At 61.5% G+C, this 598-nt stretch carries 1 protein-coding gene; it reads right to left on the bottom strand.

Annotation, left to right across the window (positions count from 1 at the left end; genetic code table 11):
• The coding region (locus A5736_RS24830) for a serine/threonine-protein kinase (RefSeq protein ID WP_139333543.1) at positions 1 to 598 on the bottom strand (598 nt) is incomplete at both ends.

Consider the following 598-nt stretch of genomic DNA (forward strand, 5'->3'; position numbering starts at 1 on the left):
CGCGTACTGATCGGCCCGTCCATCGATGTGGCCGCCCAACAACTGTTCGGGCGCCGCATAGGCTGCTGTACCGACCGTCATATTTGTCTGTGTGAGACCACTGATCTCGTCCCGATTGCGTGCAATACCGAAGTCGGTCAACAAGATACGTTGCCTTCCACCCGCTGGACGGGTCAGCAGGATATTGGCCGGCTTGACATCGCGGTGCAGCAAGCCTTTCTGGTGGGCATAATCCAGCGCGCTGGCGACGCCGGCGATTACGGTGCACACGTCGGCAGCTGGCATTCCGGACGGACAGCTTTCCCGGAGCACTCGACGGGTATCGAACCCGTCGACGTAGCGCATCGCGATCCACAGATCACCCTCGAATTCGCCGCGGTCATACACCTCAACGATGTGCGGATGCCACAGCGACGACGCTAAGTCGGCCTCTCGAATGAACCGCTCTCGAAAACTTGAGTCGGCGGAGACATCGGCGCGCAAAACCTTCAGCGCTTCCAGCCGGGGCAACCGCGGATGTCGAGCCAAATAGACCTCACCCATCCCGCCGCTGCCCAACAGCCGCACCACGGTGAACCCGGCGAAATCCGCCCCTTCC

Source organism: Mycobacterium sp. SP-6446 (assembly GCF_001954045.1).
Lineage (GTDB): Bacteria > Actinomycetota > Actinomycetes > Mycobacteriales > Mycobacteriaceae > Mycobacterium.